This is a genomic window from Streptomyces himastatinicus ATCC 53653 (genome assembly GCF_000158915.1).
Classification (GTDB): Bacteria; Actinomycetota; Actinomycetes; order Streptomycetales; family Streptomycetaceae; genus Streptomyces; species Streptomyces himastatinicus.
This window is the reverse complement of sequence record NZ_GG657754.1, coordinates 6,364,972-6,366,539: the sequence shown is the minus strand read 5'-3', so window position 1 is coordinate 6,366,539 and position 1,568 is coordinate 6,364,972. Positions and strand designations below refer to the sequence as shown.

Below are 1,568 nucleotides of genomic sequence, written 5' to 3'. Positions count from 1 at the left end.
TGCTGTGTCTGGCCGAGGCCCCGGCCGCGTCGCCCGCCTCACCGCTGTCGGTGAGCTACGAGTCGGCGTGCGCGGCCTCCGCGGCGTTCGCGTCGTGCGAGGTGGCGGCGCTGCTGAGCGGCGATGTGGCCACCGGGTTGCAGATCGTGCGCCGGGATGCCGCCACCGGCGGCGCGGGCGTCCCCCTGTGGGTCGCCGGGGCCACCACGGCGGCCACCGTGGACGCGGTGTCGGGGGCGTGGGCCGAGCGGTTCGCGCGGGCACTCGCGCCCCTGCGTCCCGCCGCTTCCGCCCACGGCGACGAGGGCGGGCCGGGGCGCCAGGTGTCGGCCCCGCTGCCCGACTCGGCCCGTCTGCTGGACGAGTTGGGGCTCGCCCGGGCCACCCCCGCCTCGCTGATGGCGCGTTGGGCGGCCGCCGCGGACGAGGTTCCGGCGGGCGGCCGGGCGCTCGCGGTGCTGGGCGCCGGGCCGCGCGGACCGGTCGCCGTCGATCTGGCCGCCGACGGCCCGCATCTGCTGATCGACGGCGGGCCGGGCACCGGCAAGACGGAGCTGCTGCGGTCGCTGGCCGCCTCACTCGCGGCCGCCGAACGACCCGACCGGCTGGAGCTGGTGCTCCTCGACGGCGCGGGGGCGAGCGGCGGGGCGGAGCGCGGCGAGGGGCTGCGGGTGTGCACGGACCTGCCGCATGTGTCGACGTATCTGGCGGCGTCCGACCCGGTGCGGATGCGGGAGTTCGCGCAGGCGCTCAGCTCGGAGCTGAAGCGCCGGGCCGAGCTGCTGGGCCGACTGGACTTCGTCACCTGGCACACCCGGCTCCGGGAGGGCGCGCCCGGCGGCGCTCCCGCGCGGGTGATCGCGCCCCGCTCCCCCGGTGACATCGACCCGCCGCCCAGTACGACGCTGAGGCTGCGCCCCCAGCGCGGCCACCAGCACGACGACGGCGATCAACCGGCCGCACCGCGCCCCTTCCCCCGTCTCGTCGTCCTCGTCGACGACTTCGACGCACTGGTGGCCCCGGCCCTCGGCAGCCCGGGCCGCCCGGCGGCCGGTTCGGTGGTGCGCGCGCTGGAGGCGATCGCCCGGGACGGCGCCCATCTCGGCGTCCACCTGGTGGCGGCTTCCGGCCGCCCGGACCGTACGGCGGATACGGCGGCGGTCGAGCGGGCCGGGCTGCGGATCGTGCTGGAGCCCCGTCCGCTGGGCCCCGCCTCGTCCGAGCGGCCGGAGGCGGAGCCCCACACTTCGGACGCGTCCGCCGAGTCCGGCCGTGAGCACGCCCCCGGCCGCGGCCGGCTGCTGCGGCCCGACGACGGTGCGGCGACCCCGTTCCAGGCGGGCCGGGTCACCGGGCGGATACCGCGCACGGCGACCCAGCGGCCGACGGTCGTACCGCTGGAGTGGGAGCGGATGGGCGATCCCCCGGCCCGCCGCCCGCTGCGCGAGCTGGGCAACGGGCCGACGGATCTGGCACTGCTCGCCAGCGCGCTCCAGCGCGCCGCGCAGTCGGCGGACGCGCCGACCGCGCCCGCGCTGATCTGACCGTCGTACGGACAACCGGAGCGG

The 1,568-nt window shown here is 78.6% G+C and carries 1 protein-coding gene; it reads left to right on the top strand.

What is annotated here, in order from left to right:
- Positions 1-1,544: FtsK/SpoIIIE domain-containing protein (locus tag SSOG_RS27055; RefSeq protein ID WP_078510411.1), on the top strand; the 1,544-nt coding region annotated here is incomplete at its 5' end.
- Between the last annotated feature and the right edge of the window lie 24 nt (positions 1,545-1,568).